This window comes from Shewanella sp. 8A (assembly GCF_023475945.1).
Taxonomy (GTDB): domain Bacteria; phylum Pseudomonadota; class Gammaproteobacteria; order Enterobacterales; family Shewanellaceae; genus Shewanella; species Shewanella xiamenensis.
In genome coordinates this window covers 165969-182421 of sequence record NZ_JAMDJP010000009.1, presented here as the reverse complement: position 1 = coordinate 182421, position 16453 = coordinate 165969, and the positions used below count along the sequence as shown (strand labels likewise).

Annotated in this window: 18 protein-coding genes; 12 read left to right on the top strand and 6 right to left on the bottom strand. The window is 47.0% G+C overall.

Annotated features, from left to right (window positions below; genetic code table 11):
* Positions 1–119: 119 nt before the first annotated feature.
* From M0413_RS09470 to menE, 5 genes are all read left to right on the top strand, one after another.
* Positions 120–1088: a LysR substrate-binding domain-containing protein gene (locus M0413_RS09470; protein WP_088586322.1), complete on the top strand. Its 969-nt coding sequence runs from the start codon at positions 120–122 to the stop codon at positions 1086–1088.
* Positions 1089–1264: 176 nt separating this feature from the next.
* On the top strand, positions 1265–2986 hold the full coding sequence (gene menD / locus M0413_RS09465) for a 2-succinyl-5-enolpyruvyl-6-hydroxy-3-cyclohexene-1-carboxylic-acid synthase (RefSeq protein ID WP_037423610.1): 1722 nt from the start codon (positions 1265–1267) through the stop codon (positions 2984–2986).
* On the top strand, positions 2986–3786 hold the full coding sequence (gene menH / locus M0413_RS09460) for a 2-succinyl-6-hydroxy-2,4-cyclohexadiene-1-carboxylate synthase (RefSeq protein WP_037426656.1): 801 nt from the start codon (positions 2986–2988) through the stop codon (positions 3784–3786). The genes menD and menH overlap by 1 nt, the downstream gene beginning before the upstream one ends.
* Before the next feature lie 50 nt (positions 3787–3836).
* A complete protein-coding gene (menC, locus tag M0413_RS09455; RefSeq protein WP_249553927.1) occupies positions 3837–4886 on the top strand; it encodes an o-succinylbenzoate synthase in 1050 nt (349 codons plus the stop codon).
* Between the two features lie 6 nt (positions 4887–4892).
* Positions 4893–6383 carry an o-succinylbenzoate--CoA ligase gene (gene menE / locus M0413_RS09450; RefSeq protein ID WP_249553926.1) on the top strand — a complete coding sequence of 497 codons (1491 nt, stop codon included), beginning with the start codon at positions 4893–4895 and terminating at the stop codon, positions 6381–6383.
* A 71-nt stretch (positions 6384–6454) separates the two neighbouring features.
* On the opposite strand, the gene rpoH is transcribed toward menE, so the two are convergent.
* The 4 genes from rpoH to ftsY form a co-directional block, all read right to left on the bottom strand.
* Positions 6455–7312 (bottom strand): RNA polymerase sigma factor RpoH, encoded by an 858-nt coding sequence (rpoH, locus tag M0413_RS09445; RefSeq protein WP_047537943.1) that lies wholly within the window; start codon positions 7310–7312, stop codon positions 6455–6457.
* A 230-nt stretch (positions 7313–7542) separates the two neighbouring features.
* Positions 7543–8508, bottom strand: coding sequence for a permease-like cell division protein FtsX (gene ftsX / locus M0413_RS09440; protein ID WP_037423624.1), 966 nt, complete (start codon positions 8506–8508; stop codon positions 7543–7545).
* Entirely contained in the window at positions 8505–9206 is a 702-nt protein-coding gene (ftsE, locus tag M0413_RS09435; RefSeq protein WP_249553925.1) for a cell division ATP-binding protein FtsE, read from the bottom strand. The genes ftsX and ftsE overlap by 4 nt, the downstream gene beginning before the upstream one ends.
* Before the next feature lie 3 nt (positions 9207–9209).
* Positions 9210–10730: a signal recognition particle-docking protein FtsY gene (gene ftsY / locus M0413_RS09430; RefSeq protein ID WP_249553924.1), complete on the bottom strand. Its 1521-nt coding sequence runs from the start codon at positions 10728–10730 to the stop codon at positions 9210–9212.
* 213 nt (positions 10731–10943) lie between these two features.
* On the opposite strand from ftsY, the gene rsmD reads away from it, so the two are divergent.
* Together rsmD and M0413_RS09420 are read left to right on the top strand one after the other, a co-directional pair.
* Positions 10944–11591, top strand: a complete 648-nt coding sequence (rsmD, locus tag M0413_RS09425) for a 16S rRNA (guanine(966)-N(2))-methyltransferase RsmD (protein ID WP_249553923.1) — start codon at positions 10944–10946, stop codon at positions 11589–11591.
* A gap of 1 nt (position 11592) precedes the next feature.
* The gene (locus M0413_RS09420; protein WP_249553922.1) at positions 11593–11874 is read left to right on the top strand and encodes a DUF1145 domain-containing protein; all 282 of its coding nucleotides are present in this window, start codon (positions 11593–11595) and stop codon (positions 11872–11874) included.
* On the opposite strand, the gene M0413_RS09415 is transcribed toward M0413_RS09420, so the two are convergent.
* On the bottom strand, positions 11822–12823 hold the full coding sequence (locus tag M0413_RS09415) for a GlxA family transcriptional regulator (RefSeq protein ID WP_249553931.1): 1002 nt from the start codon (positions 12821–12823) through the stop codon (positions 11822–11824). The genes M0413_RS09420 and M0413_RS09415 overlap by 53 nt on opposite strands.
* A gap of 97 nt (positions 12824–12920) precedes the next feature.
* Here M0413_RS09415 and M0413_RS09410 point away from each other — a divergent pair, with 97 nt between their 5' ends.
* On the top strand, positions 12921–13457 hold the full coding sequence (locus tag M0413_RS09410; RefSeq protein WP_144345301.1) for a cysteine hydrolase family protein: 537 nt from the start codon (positions 12921–12923) through the stop codon (positions 13455–13457).
* 69 nt (positions 13458–13526) lie between these two features.
* Here M0413_RS09410 and cymA read toward each other — a convergent pair whose 3' ends face one another.
* Entirely contained in the window at positions 13527–14090 is a 564-nt protein-coding gene (cymA, locus tag M0413_RS09405; RefSeq protein ID WP_037423641.1) for a NapC/NirT family cytochrome c CymA, read from the bottom strand.
* Between the two features lie 410 nt (positions 14091–14500).
* Here cymA and M0413_RS09400 point away from each other — a divergent pair, with 410 nt between their 5' ends.
* The 4 genes from M0413_RS09400 (at position 14501) to M0413_RS09385 (ending at position 16437) form a co-directional block, all read left to right on the top strand.
* Positions 14501–14863 (top strand): hypothetical protein, encoded by a 363-nt coding sequence (locus M0413_RS09400; RefSeq protein WP_047537921.1) that lies wholly within the window; start codon positions 14501–14503, stop codon positions 14861–14863.
* Positions 14864–14953: 90 nt separating this feature from the next.
* The gene (locus tag M0413_RS09395) at positions 14954–15409 is read left to right on the top strand and encodes a DUF2057 family protein (RefSeq protein ID WP_249553920.1); all 456 of its coding nucleotides are present in this window, start codon (positions 14954–14956) and stop codon (positions 15407–15409) included.
* A 107-nt stretch (positions 15410–15516) separates the two neighbouring features.
* Entirely contained in the window at positions 15517–15957 is a 441-nt protein-coding gene (locus M0413_RS09390) for a hypothetical protein (RefSeq protein WP_047537915.1), read from the top strand.
* 219 nt (positions 15958–16176) lie between these two features.
* Positions 16177–16437, top strand: coding sequence for a heavy metal-binding domain-containing protein (locus M0413_RS09385; RefSeq protein WP_037423654.1), 261 nt, complete (start codon positions 16177–16179; stop codon positions 16435–16437).
* Positions 16438–16453: the final 16 nt, after the last annotated feature.

Here is a 16453-nt window from a genome sequence, read left to right as displayed (position 1 = left end):
GTTACATATAGATAAATTTAAGGTGCAAAACTTGGGATGGATTTCACATTAAATTAAATTAATAACACCATAATTAGGTGTTCTTTAAAGTATTTACTCAATATTAAGGAATATAAAAAATGCATATTAGTAACATGGATGGCCTCGATATTCTGAGTTTAAAAATACTTGTTTCATTATATGAGAACAAGTCTGCAACCTATGTATCAAAGGCATTAGATATCCCAGCCCCCAAAATAAGTCGTAGCCTTAAAAACCTGCGAGAAGTATTTGGTGATGAGCTTTTTATCCGTAAGAAATATGGCTTATTCCCCAATGAATTTGTCACGCACTTATACCCGATAGCGAAACAAACCATTGAATGTACTGAGAAGTTTCAAAAGGTACGAGCAGCCAATGTCAATCATGTTAAAACACATGTTGAGATTGCCGCCCCAGGCCTTATTGCCTATGCCTTCCCTAAAGCCTTAATGCAAGCTATCAAAGAAGAGCAAAAATCTATCCATATCAATATTACCCCTTGGTCACTGCATACCACGCAGGACATCATCAATGGTGATACCACCCTCGGTATTTGTTGCAATAAGAGTACCGCAGATGTCGCAGCCTATGGAGACAAGTTACAAACCACAACACTACAACGTATGGGTAAGGTGTATCTTATTGCTAGCCGAAATCATCCCATTTTTAAGCGAGAAATTACCTTAGAGACGATTGCAGAGTATCCCTATGTCAATACTGATCTCGGTAATCCCAGTACTCGCCTTAGCCCATATCAAGAATTCTGTATAAAAAATGGTATAAAACTCAATACTGAAATTACCATTACCAGTATTTCTAGTTTGTTTGAATATTTAGGAGAGAGCCAAACTATTTCTTTATTACCCTACCGAGTGGTTTATGAAATGGTGGCAGAAATACCCGAACTGCATACCTGTCAATTATCACAACTTGAGGCAGAACGTTTATACGCCGACACCGAAGCTCCGACGATCTTCTTGGTGCAAAAGAATCAGCCCAATCGCGCTAGCGAAGAGCTGGTGTGGCTCAGTGAACAAATAAAGAAAATTGTTGATAGCATTATTTAGCGATAAAGACTTAACACGTTTTCATCTTATTATTCGAGGTGATAGGCATATTGTGCCTTAGCTTAGGCTCCACCTCACCGCTCCTCCGTGTCGTCCCAAGTTTTGTTAAGACGGGCATACATCTTAATCGTCAAACACGTTACACTAGGCCCATCTTTATCCTGATCGATCTTGCTATGCGAACCGAAAACACAGCCACACTTAATCTCATGTGGGGCGCACTGATTCTGGAAGAATTAGCACGTCTTGGTGTGCAGCATGTCTGCATGGCACCAGGCTCACGCTCAACCCCGTTAACTCTTGCAGCAGCCCAGCAAACCAAGCTGAAACGTCATTTGCATTTCGATGAGCGCGGCTTAGGGTTTATGGCACTTGGATTAGCCAAAGCCAGCTCTGCGCCCGTAGCTATTATTACCACCTCTGGCACGGCCGTCGCTAATCTTTATCCTGCAATAGTCGAAGCGTGGCTCACCCATGTGCCTTTAATTGTCCTCAGTGGTGACAGACCGCCAGAATTACTCGGTTGTGGCGCCAACCAAGCCATAGTGCAACCAGCCATTTTTGCCCATTATGCCCAGCAGGTGAATCTCCCCACGCCGGATGTACACATTGCACCGCAGATGTTGCTCACCACGCTTGATGAGGCCGTGGCCAATCAAACACGCCCTGTGCATATCAACTGTATGTACCGTGAACCGCTATATCCGAGTGAATTAACTGCCACAATTCTCGATAGCGAATCGCCATACCTCAAGCCGCTGCAAACATGGCTGCAACAAGCACGTCCTTACACTCTTTATGGTAAGCGTGAACAATTAAGCAGCCCGAGCGAAGATGCCATTATGCGTTTCGTCCATGGTAAGGGCGTCATCATCGCGGGTACGCTCACGCCAGAGCAAGATCCACAGCAACTCATTGCGCTATCTCAAAAAATTGGCTGGCCGTTACTAACCGATGCTCAGTCCCAACTGCGACAACATCCGGCGGCGATTGGTAATATTGACCAACTACTGCAACATCCCAAAGCGCGCAATCTGTTACAAGAGGCAGACCGCGTGCTGGTGTTTGGTGGACGCTTATTGTCTAAGCGTTTGATTGCTTACCTTGCCGAACAAAACTGGCACAGTTACTGGCAAGTGCTGCCGCAGCAAGATAGGCTCGACCCAAGCCATAACGCTAAACACATATGGCACGCCAACGCCGCCCAATTTGCATCGCTTAACTGGTATCGCTCTTCATCAGCGAATTGGGCTAATACCTTAGTTAGCTACAACGATGAATTGCATAGTTTATTCGTGCGCAATATTGATCAAGGTGAGTTTGGTGAAGCTCAGGTTATCCGCGCGATTGCCAATACACGACCACTGGAGCAGCAATTGTTTATCGGCAATAGCCTGCCGGTACGTTTGTACGATATGTACGCGCCAGTGAGCTGCTGCACTGCCACCACTTACACTAATCGCGGAGCCTCGGGGATCGATGGCTTACTGGCCACCGCCTGCGGTATTGCAGCGCACCAAGGTAAACCGACCAGCTTGATTATTGGGGATTTATCCCAGTTGCATGATCTCAACTCCTTTGCCATCGCACGCAATTTAACCAGTCCTCTGGTGATCATTATCCTCAACAACGATGGCGGTAATATCTTTAATCTCTTGCCCGTCCCCAATGAGGAACTGCGCAGTGATTACTATCGGTTAAGCCATGGTCTGGAATTTGGTTATGCCGCCGCTATGTTTAATCTTCCTTATAACCAAGTGGATAACTTAGCAGACTTCCAAAATAGCTATAATGAAGCGCTGGATTATCAGGGTGCTTCTGTCATCGAAGTCACCGTTAGCCAACACCAAGCCAGCGAGCAGATCGCCGCGCTGAATTTATGGGTGAAACAAAGCTAATGCCGACCGTGGCCCGTTATGGAGAGACAGCACAGCCAAACTTGGTCCTGATCCATGGTTTTTTAGGATCGAAGGCCGATTGGCTACCGCTGATCCCTAAACTCAGCCAACATTTTCACTGCATCTGCCTCGATTTACCCGGTCACGGCGACAATCAACCAGAAATCGCATCGACGCTCACTGATGGCTTCGACTTTTGTGTCCAAGACATTATCAGCCGCCTCGATCGCCTCGGTATTGAAGCGTTTTACCTCTATGGGTATTCCCTCGGTGGCCGGATTGCCTTACATCTTGCCCAAGCTTATCCGCAGCGAGTGTTGAGTTTGTGGCTAGAATCCTGTCATCCCGGGCTGACAAATACCGAAGAACAAGCCGCGCGCAGCAAGAGCGACAACCTGTGGGCCAAACGGCTGCAAAGCTTGAGTAGCAGGGATTTTTTACAGCTTTGGTATCAACAGTCCGTGTTTGCCGATATGCCCGACAAGGTGCGCAATGCCTTGATAGCAAAACGAGCTATGCAGCTCGACCAACATCCCAAACACATACTCAAGCAAATCTTTTTGGCGACCTCACTTGCCCGCCAAGCTTCACTTTGGGATCTACCTGCAAGCCTTGCTTGCGAATGCCATTTTTTTTCCGGCAGCCAGGATGCTAAATTCACGGCGATCGCAAAGGACTGGCAAGCACAACAACCCATCATCTTGCATCAGATTGAACAGGCGGGGCATAACATACATCAAGCCAATCCTGCGGGATTACTCGCCTGTATAAGAAGTTTGTTCGTCGAACGCTTGACGTAGAGATACACGCAAACAGACCGCTTTTAAATCGATAAAGTGTTAAGGAAAATATGATCTTAACTTCACTTAGCTTGTATTTATATCGCCTGCCCTTAGACCGCTTTTTGCCTGTGGGTAAACAACGCATTGACTACAGAGCTGGCTTAGTACTACAGGCAAAAGCGCAAACCGAAGGTGAAGTGCGTGAGCAGTATGTTGAAATCGCGCCACTCTCAGGGTTCGATATCGACCAACAGCCATTATTAGGCTTTAGCCGTGAAAGCCTCGATGAGGTTCAACAGGCCTTAGTGGCGCTATTACCCAAGCTGCAAAACCAATCAATTTATTGCTTGCTCGAGCAAGCCGAAGCGAGTCCCTTTCCATCCATTGCCTTTGGCTTAAGTCTGCTACATGCCAAAATCAGCGGAAAACTCGATACGGTGCGCCCAGTAACCACCACAGTGCCGTTGATTTATCAGCCAACAGATGCGCCCAAAGCCGAGTTGATAGCTAAAATCGCCAAGCTCGATAGCAGTGTGCGCTCAGTTAAAGTGAAAGTTGCACAAACCTCCATGGAAGATGAGTTAAGTTTGATTTATGGCATCTTAAGCCAAAGACCGGAACTCAAGCTGCGCTTAGATGCTAATCGTGGATTTAGTTTGGAACAGGCCCTCGACTTTGCCGCTTGCTTGCCACTAGATAGCATTGAATATATTGAAGAACCTTGCAAACAGCCGCAGGATAATCGCACCCTGTATCGCGCCATTCCCCTGCCCTATGCCCTAGATGAATCCCTCAATGACCCAGATTATCAATTTGTGATGCATGAGGGATTAACGGCATTAGTCATCAAACCCATGCTACTGGGCTGTATTGAAAAACTGCAGCGCCTTATCGACGAGGCGAACAGCCATGGCGTGCGCTGTATCTTAAGTTCCAGCCTTGAGGCCAGCTTAGGTATCAATGATTTGGCCCATTTAGCCGCCATACTGACGCCCGATGAAATTCCTGGGCTCGATACGTTAGCCGCCTTTAGCCAAGACTTAATCGTACCAAGCGGCAAGCCCCAAACTCTTACGCTTAAATGCCTTAAACTTGTCGCCAGTACGCAGCAGGATTAATCGACAATGTCCGAATCTCAAACATTGGCTTCATCCCAATCTATTTCACAGCAACGTATTTCGCCATTACATAGCGCCGCGCTCATGTCGCCCCCACAGACGGCGGTTAAGCACAATGGGCAAGACATCAGCTACGCGAGCTTAAGCCAAATGGTGCTGATATTAGGTGAGCAGCTCACGCGCATCGGCGTTGGTCAAGGGCAGCCACTTGCGTGTATCAGCCGTAATAATCTAGAGATGATTTGCCTGTATTGGGCCTGTGTGGATATTGGCGCCATCTTTTTTCCTATCTCACCGCGCTTTCCGCTGGCGCAAGTTCAAGGGCTTATCGATAGCCACCAAATCCCTTTCTATTGGAGCGAAGATGAGCTGGCTTTATCAGGCTGTCATCAACTCACGCTAGATTTTAGTCTAGGCGTGGCTCCAAACGCTGACCTAACCGCGACAGCTTTTGATATTTATCGCCCAAGCAATGTGATTTTAACCTCTGGCTCCAGCGGTTTTCCTAAGGCGGCCGTGCACAATCTTGCGAATCATATTGCCAATGCCGAGGGTGCTCGCAGTCTTATTCCGCTAGTCGCTGGTGATGCTTGGTTGTTGTCGTTACCGCTATTTCATATTGGCGGCCTCGCCATTCTCAACCGCTGCGCCTTAGTGGCGGCGACGGTGGTACTGCCGGAACCTGCCCTCCCGCTGCAGGCGCAAATCGAGCGTGACGGCTTAACCCATTTCTCCCTCGTACCGACCCAGTTACTCAATTTGCTCACTGACAAACAGGCCTCGCTCAGCAGCATTAAAGCCCTGCTACTGGGCGGCGGCGCAATTTCTATCGATTTACTTAAACAGCTCGAACAGCGGCATATTGCCAGCTTTACCAGCTACGGTATGACGGAAATGGGCTCGCAAATCACCACTGGCCCCGCGCTGAGCGATGGTACGAGTGGCAAATTACTGCCAAGACGCGAGCTTAAGATTGTTGATGGGGTGATTTGGGTAAGGGGAGATTGCTTATTTATGGGTTATCTCGCTGATAAAGGAATAGAAAAGCCCCTTGATGCCGACGGTTGGTTTTATACCAAGGACAGAGGCGAATGGGACGAAAACGGCAATCTCCGCATTCTTGGCCGCGTCGATAATATGTTTATTAGCGGCGGCGAAAACATTCAGCCAGAAGAGATTGAAGCTGCACTCAAACTGCATCCATTAATAGATGAAGCAATCGTCTTTTCTCAGCCCGACGTTACCTTTGGTCAACTCCCCGCCGCCATCATTCGCGGTGACATTATTCGCGCTAAGACTATCTGCAGCGATACAAGCCGCAGCCACACCAGCCAAGAGATGAGTGCGATAGAGGCCGAGCTTGAAGTCTTTCTCGCCGACAAAATCGCCCGCTTTAAAAGACCACGCCGCTATTACCCTTGGCCAGAAAATGCCGCGCAAACAGGCTTAAAAGTGAATCGGCAACCGTTGATTGCCAGCATCCAATCCAAGTCTTGATGATTTCGGCCACAAAAAAACCTGCCGAAGCAGGTTTTTTGTTTCTAACATCGAAATAAATTGCAGCCTAATTAGGCTTCCATACAAGCCTTAAGCTTGTTCATGGCGTTTTTCTCTAACTGGCGAATACGCTCAGCTGACACTTGATAGGTTTCTGCCAATTCCTGCAGTGTGGTTTTATCATCGTCTAACCAACGGGCACGCAGAATATGCTGGCTACGCTCGTCTAAGGTTTTGATGGCCGACAATAAACGACCTTGGGCATTAGATTCCCAGTTATCGTTTTCGATGTTTTCGGCTAAATCCGATGAATGATCTTCAAGATATTGCACTGGGGCAAAATCCTGCTCATCATCGTTATCACTGCTCAGATCAAACGCAGGATCCTGCGCCGCCATACGTGATTCCATCTCTGTCACATCGGCCTTAGAGACACCTAAGTTTTCTGCGACCATTGCGACTTCATCATCGCTAAACCAACCGAGGCGAGTTTTCGCTTTACGGATATTAAAGAACAACTTGCGTTGCGCTTTGGTGGTAGCGACTTTAACAATGCGCCAGTTTTTCAGCACATATTCGTGAATTTCAGCTTTTATCCAGTGCACAGCAAAAGACACTAGACGGACACCCACATCGGGATCGAAACGCTTAACCGCTTTCATCAGACCGATGTTGCCTTCTTGGATCAAATCCGCCTGCGGCAGACCGTAACCTGAGTAGCCCTTAGCAACGTGCACCACAAAACGTAAGTGCGACATAATCAGTTGCTTCGCTGCTTGCAGATCACCCGTTTCCTGCAAACGCTTGGCTAACTCATACTCAGTCTCAGCGTCTAACATTGTCATGCTAGTCACTGAATGGATATAAGCTTCTAAACTACTGCTGCCCTGAGGGACTGTTAGTGCCATTGATTGCGTTTGAAAGGTCATTCGCGCTCCTACTTTCTTGCTACTTATCAAATATAAGTCGATTTCATCCTATGGTTTCACTCAAAACACCCTAAGGATGAGCTGACGAACTATCGGCTAATTGACAGAGTATGTCAACCTTCACTCGTCTGGGGTGTTACTTTTAACCCCGTTGAATAGACATTGCAAGTGAACAAAAGTTCATCGCCAGCCATATTTATCAAGGTATTTAAACTATAAACGATTGATCATTAAGAAGGTTCAATCGATCTTAAATGTTGCCTTACCGAAAGATAAGAACCTAGCCAACCTAAGAAAGAAGCCAAGCCCACTAATTGTAGCAGTTCGGTAAAGGTCAGAGACTTCATCTCTAGCTGACTACCATACAAACCAAGCAATTCGGCTAGGGCAGAATCCAGATACCAAACCAACAAGTTAATAATAAGCCAAGCTAATACACCGCCAATCACTCCGTACCAAATACCGGTATAAAGGAAGGGACGTTGAATAAATGCCTCGGTTGCTCCGACTAACTTCATCACTTCTATTTCACTACGGCGATTCATAATGGCTAAGCGAATCGTGTTACCTATCACTAATACCACTGCCAAGACGAGTAACGCCGCAATCGCCATTACTGTTCGTTCGAGTAAACGCACCACAGCCTGTAGCCGCTCTAACCATTCAATATCTAAGCGACCAAAACTGATTTCAGGCTCGCGCTCAAGCTTAGTCAATAATTCGCGGGCTCCCACTGGCGTGGAATAGCGCTGGGTTGGTGTCACGGTAATTACCGCTGGCAGCGGATTTTTATCAAGATAGGCTAACGCCTCACCAAATCCAGATAGACGCTGAAACTCCTCAAGCGCTTGATTGCGGTCGATATACTGTACCTTTTCTACCTCGGGATAAGCGCGGATACGCGTTAACAAACTTTGAATAGTCTGCTCGCTGCGATTTTCATCGATAAAAAGTGAAATCTCCGCCGCGCTATTCCAAGAAGTGGTAATAGTCTCGGCATTTTTAACTAGCACTTGCAGTGCTGCGGGCAAGCTTAAGCTCACCCCAAGCACAGCCATCGTCATCAAAGAAGAAACGGGACTGCGCCATAACTCGCCCATACTCGCCATGGCTTGCTGCACATGACGAATAAAAAACATCACGATGCGCCCTGAAATGGGCAACTTACTGCGCGTTAATTTGGCGTTATCACTCATAGCGCATTACCTCGAGCAGTCGCGTGTCCATGATGTAATTCCTGGGCACCGAGCATACGCCCTTGCTTCAAGGTAAAAGTGCGGTATTTCATCCGCGCGATCAGTCCCAGATCGTGGGTGGCAATGAGCACGCTCGTGCCAGCATCGTTAAAGGTTTCGAATAGGCGCAAAATATCCATCGACAATTTAGGGTCCAAGTTGCCCGTCGGTTCGTCGGCCAGCAATAGTGGCGGTTTATTCACGATCGCGCGGGCGATACCGACACGTTGCTGCTCACCACCGGATAACATGATCGGGTTATGGCGCTCTTTGCCATATAAACCCACCATATCCAACGCGCCAGCGACCCGTTTGCGGATCTCGCCATGGGAGAAACCTTCAATCACTAATGGCAAGGCAACATTGTCGAATACGCTTCTGTCCATCAATAGATGATGGTTTTGGAAAATCATCCCAATATTGCGACGCAAATAGGGCACGTGTTTGGGGCTGATTTTGGCAATATCGTGGCCATTAATCGCCACATGGCCAGTGGTGGCGCGCTCGATCACTGTGATTAATTTCAACAGGGTACTCTTACCCGCGCCCGAATGGCCGGTTAAGAATGCCATTTCACCTTTTTGTAGATGAAAATTCACTTCCTCCAGCGCCATTTGGCCACCAGGATAAATCTTACTGACCTGCTGAAAATCAATCATAAATTAGCTATCCGCTTTCTCTTGAGTGAACAAGGCATCAATAAATTCTTTAGAATTAAAGGTACGCAAATCATCAATTTGCTCACCCACGCCAATATAACGTAGCGGGATTTTAAACTTGTCGGCAATCGCAAACACCACGCCGCCCTTGGCGGTACCGTCGAGCTTGCTAATGGTCATGCCGGTAACGCCAACAGCTTCTTGGAATAGCTGCGCCTGGCTAATAGCATTTTGGCCAGTACTCGCATCTAAGGTCAGCATCACTTCGTGCGGCGCTTCTGGGTCGAGTTTCTTCATCACTCGCACTACTTTCTTTAACTCTTCCATCAGATGCGACTTGTTTTGTAAGCGACCCGCTGTATCAGCAATTAATACATCAATTTTTCGGGCTTTAGCCGCTTGCAGCGCATCAAAAAGTACCGAGGCACTGTCGGCGCCGGTATGTTGGGCTATCACAGGGATATTATTGCGTTGGCCCCAAACCTGTAATTGCTCCACCGCTGCTGCGCGGAAGGTATCGCCCGCGGCTAACATCACAGACTTACCTTGGCGCTGGTATTGCTTTGCCAGTTTGCCAATCGTGGTGGTTTTACCCACACCGTTAACACCGACCATAAGAATCACAAAAGGACCATGGGTATTTTCAGGCACTAATGGGATTGCCACAGGATCGAGTGTCTTTTGCATTTCATCGCGCAGCAGATCGTAGAGTGCTTCGGCATCCTTTAATTGCTTGCGCGACGCGTGTTCAGTCAGGCTCTGGATAAGGCGTGAAGTGGTTTCGACACCCACGTCGGCGATTAAAAGCTGTTCTTCCAACTCTTCAAACAGTTCATCATCGATTTTTTTACCACGGAATAAACCGATGAAACCGCTACCAATATTTTCGCTAGTACGCATTAAGCCGCGTTTTAGACGCGCGAAGAAGCTTTCTTTGGCGGGTTTGGCCTGAGGTTCGGGTTGTTGCTCAAGGGGTTGTTCAGCTTGGACCTGTGCAGCGGCAATTCGCTCTGCTTCTGCTTGGGCTTCAGCAGCCTGCTCTGCGGCAACTCTTTCGGCTTGGGCTTTTTCTGCGGCTAAACGCGCAGCTTGCTCTTCGGCAACACGCTGTGCCTCTGCTTGGGCTTTTGCGGCTTGTTCTGCGGCAACTCTTTCCGCTTGGGCATTTTCAGCGGCTAACTGCTCTGCCTGCGCTTGCTCCGCCGCTAAACGCGCGGTTTCGGCCGCCTGTTGTTCGGCTAAATGTGCAGCTTGTTCTTCGGCAACACGCTGTGCCTCTGCTTGGACTTTTGCGGCTTGTTCTGCGGCAACTCTTTCCGCTTCTGCTTTTTCGGCTGCTAATTTATCGGCTAACGCCTGTTCGGCTGCGGCTTTTTCAGCCGCGAGACGGGCTTCTTCAGCTTGCTGCTTTGCTAATGCTTCGGCTTGCTCGGTTTGCGATGGAGTAGAGACTGGGGTTTGCTCGACAACCTCATCTTGTGATTTATCTTTACGAAACCAGGAGAAAAAACCTTTCTTTGCCATGTGTAATTCCAGCGCTCTACTTCAGTGTTGAATTTAAAATAAGACCCTGCCGTTATACCAGATTACCGCGGCAATTACGCCCAAAAAGTCGGCAATTAGTTCTGCTCTATCAGCCTTCTCACCTTTTACTAGGAGTTTGATATAAAATAGTGGCCTTTATAAAGGTGGCATAGTCTACCACTTTCTTTCTTCAGGCAAAATCACGGGGGCACTTTGGCTAATAATCGTGCAAACAACAAGCAAGTGACCAAGAGTCAAACGGCCAACAAGAAAGCCGGTAGTGGCCAGGTGCGGATCATTGCTGGGCAATGGCGTTCGCGCAAACTGCCCATCCATGATTTAGACGGCCTGCGGCCGACCACAGATAGAGTCCGTGAAACCCTGTTTAACTGGCTTGCCAATGATATTGCCCACGCAAGGGTGCTCGACTGCTTTGGTGGCAGCGGCGCCTTGGCGCTTGAGTCCCTCTCACGCTATGCCAGTTACGCCAAGATTATCGAGTTGCAACGTCCAGCTGCCATGCAACTTAAAGCGAATCTCAATACCCTCAAGTGCGACAATGCCGAGGTACTCAACGCCGATACCTTAGTCGTACTGCAAAATGGCTGCGAGCAAGGGTTTGATGTGGTATTTATCGATCCGCCTTTCCGCAAAGGCTTAGCAGAAAAAACCATTCAACTGTTGGACAGCCAAGGTTGGCTTAATGATGGTGCGCTCATTTATGTGGAGTTTGAGTCGGAATTAACCCAAATGGCAGTCCCTGCGACTTGGCAACCGCTCAAAGACAAAACCGCAGGGCAAGTTAGCTATCGCTTATATCAATACCAAGCCGAAGACTCTCCGGCTAACACCAAGGAATAGCATGTCGTTACTGATCAATATGGGCAAAGCCATCACCCTAATAGCGTGGCTGATGATGGCTTATAACCTTGTTATGCCTTTTGCTGGCAATATCGGCATTATTCTCAATATCTTGCTCGGCATTACTTGCTTGATGCATTGCTTCCAAGTTGCCATCTTCCATATACTGTTTAAAAACCTGCTGACACTGCGCAAACAAGATTATCTGCAAGTGTTTATCTTCGGCGTATTTAGTTTATTGAGCTATCGTCGACAGGTGTTGGCGCAGGCGAAAGCGCACTAAACCTTTGCCGAAACGCGCTCGGGGTTAGGCCGGTAATACGGGTAAACGCTTTGCGACAGGCGCTCACATCCTCATAGCCAACTTGATGCGCTATGGTCTCGAAACTCAGAGAACTATTTTCGAGTAAGTCGCAGGCCTTTTGGATCCTGAGTTTTTGTAGGTATTCATTAGGCTTATGCCCTGTCGCTTTCACAAAACGTCGCAAAAAAGTTCGCTCGCCCATACAGCACTGCTGCGCCAAAACCGCAACACTCATCGGCTCACCATAGTCGGTTTGTAGGCGATTTTGCAGACCCAAGATCACAGCATCCCCATGATCTCGTTTAGGTAAAAACTGTTGGTAATAACGCTGTTCACGCCCACCGGTATCGATAACAAGGTACTTGCCCAGTTGGCGCATGACTTTCACATGACAAAACTGCGCGACTAACTCTAGCCCCAAGTCGAGCCACGACATCATGCCAGCAGCCGTGATGATATCGCCCTCGTTAACCATGATTTTTTCGATCTCGAGTTTCACCTGTGGATATTGGGTTTCAAACGTTTCCACTAATCCCCAATGGGTTGTCGCCTTGCGGCCATTGAGTAAACCCGCTGCGGCCAGCACAAATGCTCCCGCACAGGCAGAACAGAGAATAGCTCCTCGGGCATGTTGCTGCTGTAACCATAATCGCAATGAAGGCACTGCATTGAAGTAAAGCTCAGTCTCGATGCTCGGCGGGATAATCACTAACTGATAGCGATCTTCGAGATTCATCTCCTCTAGGGATAATCGAGTCACTGCAAAACTGCTTGAGCTTAGGGATTTATTTTCGTCAGCTAACATCAGCTTATTAGCCACCAGCAACATCTCTTCTAAGCCAAATACGGCTGAAGTTAAACAACCGGGTATGGCTAATATCGCCACTTTTAATGGGGATGGCTCGGCAAAATTTGTCAATTTAAGCACCATAGATGTCATTTCTGCCACTCTTAATGGCAATGAATCTACCGCAAACTCTCCTTCGAAGACATCTTTTGCAAGAGAAAACGAACAGGAGAAAAATATGTCGAGCTTAAACCAGATCCCAGAGAACAGCGCCTTAGTAATTATTGATGTGCAGAATGACTACTTTCCCCATGGGGCTTACCCACAATGGCAAGTCGATGAGACATTAGCGCGCACCTTGCACTCAGTGCAATGTGCCCAGCAACAGGCGATACCGATTATTCTCGTGCAGCATATAGCCGATACTGCTCAGGGTGACGCCCCCTTTTTTAACCCACACACTCAAGGAGTTGAAATCCATCCTGCGCTTTTAGCTGAGCTACCCAATGCCCCAATTGTGGTAAAACAATTTGCCGACAGTTTCGATGGCACAGAGCTAGCCAACTTACTCCAAGATATGCAAATCAAGCATTTACTCTTATGCGGTATCATGACTCAAAACTGCGTGACCCATACAGCGCTATCACCCGCGGCACAAGCCTATTCAGTGCAAGTGATTGCCGATGCCTGCACAGCTCCCACACAAATGGTGCATCAAATTTCGCTAAGCGCCTTGTCCCGCAGAGTGGCATTAATCAATAGCCAAGACTTATAAGACGAGAAAGCAAAAAGCCCTCGAAAGAGGGCTTTTTATTTGAATATCAAGCTATTGAAGCGCTAAACCTTATCCTTTTGGATAGGGGTGAGCAACACCTTTGTGGCAGTCCACGCAGGTCTTTCTTGCTTCAGGATCTTTCTTGAAGTTGTTGGTGTGCATTCTCACAGCCATTGGCTTCATTGTTTCAGGTTGATTTTCATAAATACGAGTATGGCAATGTTGACAGTTAGCAGAGTCATTACCACGGAAGTAAGCTAAAGCTTTGTCAGCTTGCTCTTTGCGGTTTTCGTCTAACCAAGCTTGAGTGTTAAAACCATCGATAGTTAAGAAACCATATAAGTCTTTAGATACGATGATTTTCTTGATCAAGTAATCCACTGGAGCATGTGGTAAGTGGCAGTCTTGACATTGTACGGTCACACCAGCACGGCCACCGCCATGGGCAGAAGCTAACACTTCATTTTTCAATGAGTGGTTGCTATGGCAGCTCATACAGAATGCGTCTTCACTCGTCGCATGTAAGGTTTGTTGGGTTGCAAAGTAGCCCACAACACCAATAACGATACCAACAACCAGTAGCGCTAGGATGGAATATTTCGCGCTGGGTTTAAATAGTGCACGCCAGTTCATCACTCTATCTCCGAAAATATGGTCAAAATTAGTTTTTATAAGACTATTTTATATTTTTTCATTTATTAGAAATTTGATTTCAAGCCTAAAATGCCGATTAATGTAAACTTAAAAGCGCAAAATGAGACTTAGCTCTAACTCTGAATAATACGACTCGCTAAAACCAGCTTAGCAGAGCATTAGGGTACTTCAACTCTCACTAATACATTCATCATTATGCTAAGCGACAAATGATTAAGTACTACCTTAAGAAGCTAAGGCAATGAAATCATTTTTAGAATACAAAAATGTGATCAAGACGACATTTAACCTTTGCTATAAAAGCCTGACGCCTAAAACTAAACTCAAAATGAAACTTTTTATGCAATTTGTTGGTCTTTAAGAGTAGGTACATTGGCAACGGTTTTTTTATGGCTAAGTTTTGGATTACCATAGCACTGTTATTTTCACTTATCGCTCAGTCGGCGATGGTGAATGCTATGCCAACTTCAGCGATGAATGACTTTCACGATATATCCAGCATGCAAATGGTTGATGGCAAAATAAATTGCACTATGCCCGATTGCCCCCCAGACGAATGCATGTTGCATTGCCAAGACTCTCTTACCAACCATTGCAAAACTCATTGCGTTGCACAGCTTTACCTCTCAACATCACAACCACAACTCGCGTTGATGAGTCATGCTAGTAATCGTATTACGAACAAAAGCTGGGCGATTCAAACCGCCGACCTTGGGTTGACCACACCACCACCCAACTCCGATTTGCTGTAACCGATCTTAATCATTAAATCGATTCAATCGCTCGCGAAGCTGCCACCACGATTTGGCGCTCACGCGAACACGCAAATTTTGGAGTTTATTATGAAAACGACCTTATTTAGTAAAATTTTCGTTGGCGTTACATTCATCATCAGTACTATTGCTATCAGCATGACGGCGAGTGCTGCGACCTTGAAAGGCACTGATACACTCAATGTGGTCAGCATTAATGGCCAAGCTACTAAATCCTTTAAACCAGTACAACTACCTGAAGGTAAAGTGCTAATTGAAGTAAAATATCAAGATCTATTCAGTTATCGCGCCGATGACAGTGGCACTTGGGTGAAGTCTGAGCCTCTATTCTTTACCCTGGATGTTGCACCGCAGTCGAATTACCAGATCAGCACTCCAACATTAACTAGCGAGGCTGATGCCAAACGTTTTATCAATAACCCTCATATACAGCTCAGTGTAGATGGTGCCACACCACTGCCACTCGTATTGCAAAATCACAGTCAGTTAATGGCAGAGATCTTGCGAAATCAAGTCGCTAGATAATCCAACCTTAGGAGCGATGAGCTGAGGCATTAACTAAAATGTGAGTTAACGCATTGCAGCATAATGCCTCTGTGCTAGAATCCAAGCGTTCATTATCTGGAATTATTATGCATCAAACACTTAGTCGTTATTTATTAGTCATATTCACTTTACTCGCATTGGTCGGGCAAGGTGTTGTGTCTAATGGACACGCTATGGTGATGCGCTCAATGGAAATGGGCGCTATGGTTCATAGCCTTTCCAACCAAGGAATGGATCACGCGGCAATGATGCAAATGAACACCGAGCACCACGCTGACGCCAGTGCAATGGCCAATACAAATTGCTGTAACGATCAAATGCTTCCCGGCGCAAAACAGCATTGTTGTAATGGCACCACGTCCTGTCTTAACGATTGTGGACATTGCTTGACGATCTCAGTTGCTGGTACGCTTTTCAGTCCACATCTTTGGCCCAGTGTGAGTCTGAGTGATACCCCTATGGCCACTCCTATGCCTCATTTCCACTCTATCTCTTTATCGTCGGCCTTCAAGCCACCGATAGCCTAGTCCTAGCCTCATTGTGCCCTTTTTTCAGGGCGAACCAAGCTAACTATTTATTTTGCCGTTTATTGTGGTGCCCTCTTCTCAAGCACCCAGAGTAAAGCTAAAACGTTGACTGTGCGCGATGCTACCCATGGCATCAATTTTGAGTATGCACTCAAGAAATAAGCTCAATCACGTTTTATGCACTCATATTCGGCCCTAAAACCCGATGGAGTGAATAATATGAAAACCTTAACTAATCTTGCCTTAGTTGCATTTTTAATGACCAGCACCAGTGTGTTTGCTACAGCAACACCCCATGAGCATCACCACAACAATGCCGCGCCACAGGAACAAGCTGTAGCCTATGTTTGCCCAATGCATCCCGAAGTTACAGGTAACAAAGACGATACTTGCCCTAAATGTGGCATGAATTTAGAGCCTAAAGCGACGACAGAAAAAATGGCTGACGGTGCAATGCACAAAGATCACGCGCACCACTAAGCTAGGCTGGAGATGA